This window comes from Flavobacterium macacae (assembly GCF_003865365.1).
Classification (GTDB): Bacteria; Bacteroidota; Bacteroidia; order Flavobacteriales; family Flavobacteriaceae; genus Flavobacterium; species Flavobacterium macacae.
Window position 1 is genome coordinate 19,549 of the sequence record NZ_RQVR01000008.1, and the last position, 1,790, is coordinate 21,338.

A 1,790-nucleotide genomic window follows, 5' to 3' on the forward strand; every position below is an offset into this window, starting at 1 on the left:
ACCGCTTCGGGAGGTACGGGACCTTACACTTACTCTTGGGCACCTTCAGGAGGAACGGCGGCGACAGCCTCAGGACTTTCAGCAGGAACTTACACGGTAACAATCACGGATGCTAATTCCTGTACAACAATAAGAAACTTTACGATAACACAGCCTGCGGCACTAACGGCAACAACAGCGCAGACCAACGTATCTTGCAACGGCGGATCGAACGGAACGGCTTCAGTGGCAGTTTCGGGAGGTGCCGGAACGTATACTTACTTGTGGTCTCCTTCAGGAGGAACTGCGGCGACAGCCTCTGGACTTACGCCTGGTAATTATACGGTAACAATCACGGATGCAAACTCTTGTACAACAACAAGAAACTTTACGATAACACAGCCTGCGGCACTAACGGCAACAACAGCGCAGACCAACGTATCTTGCAACGGCGGATCGAACGGAACGGCTTCAGTGGCAGTTTCAGGAGGTGCCGGAACGTATACTTACTCTTGGGCATCTTCAGGAGGAACGGCGGCGACAGCCTCAGGACTTTCAGCAGGAACTTACACGGTAACAATCACGGATGCTAATTCCTGTACAACAACAAGAAGCGTTACGATAACACAGCCTGCGGCACTAACGGCAACAACAGCGCAGACCAACGTAGCTTGCAACGGCGGATCGAACGGGGTAGCTTCAGTGACAGCTTCGGGAGGTGCCGGAACGTATACTTACTCTTGGGCACCTTCAGGAGGAACGGCAGCTACAGCTACGGGGCTTGCTGCAGGAACTTACACGGTGACGATTACGGATGCTAATATGTGTACAACAACAAGAAGCGTTACGATAACGCAGCCTGCTACCCTAACGGCAACGGCATCGCAGACCAATGTATCTTGCAACGGCGGATCGAACGGAACGGCTTCAGTGGCAGTTTCAGGCGGAACAGGAACGTACACGTATGCTTGGTCACCTACAGGAGGAACGGGAGCGACAGCCTCAGGACTTTCAGCAGGAACTTACACCGTGACCATCACTGATGCGAATTCTTGCACAACCACAAGAAACGTAACGATAACGCAGCCTATTGCACTGACAGCTACGGCATCGCAGACCAACGTATCTTGCAACGGCGGATCGAACGGAACGGCTTCAGTTATAGCTTCAGGAGGAACAGGAACGTATACTTATTCTTGGGCACCTTCTGGAGGAACGGCAGCTACGGCTACAGGACTTTCAGCAGGAACTTACACCGTGACCATCACTGATGCGAATTCTTGCACAACCACAAGAAACGTAACGATAACGCAGCCTGTGGCACTGACAGCTACGGCATCGCAGACCAACGTATTTTGCAACGGCGGATCGAACGGAACGGCTTCAGTGGCAGTTTCAGGCGGAACAGGAACGTACACTTATTCTTGGTCTCCTTCAGGAGGAACGGCAGCGACAGCCTCAGGTCTTTCAACTGGAACTTACACGGTGACAATTACCGATGCTAACTTATGTACTACTACGCAAAGCGTAACTATTACACAGCCTGTAAATGCAATCACAGCAGCGGCATCGCAAACCAACGTATCTTGCAACGGCGGATCGAACGGAACGGCTTCAGTGGCAGTTTCGGGAGGTGCCGGAACGTATACTTACTTGTGGTCTCCTTCAGGAGGAACTGCGGCGACAGCCTCTGGACTTACGCCTGGTAATTATACGGTAACAATCACGGATGCAAACTCTTGTACAACAACAAGAAACTTTACGATAACACAGCCTGCGGCACTAACGGCAACAACAGCGCAGACCAACGT

Annotated in this window: 1 pseudogene; it reads left to right on the top strand. The window is 51.8% G+C overall.

What is annotated here, in order from left to right:
- A pseudogene (locus EG849_RS15715) lies at positions 1-1,790 on the top strand (SprB repeat-containing protein); the annotation flags it as partial.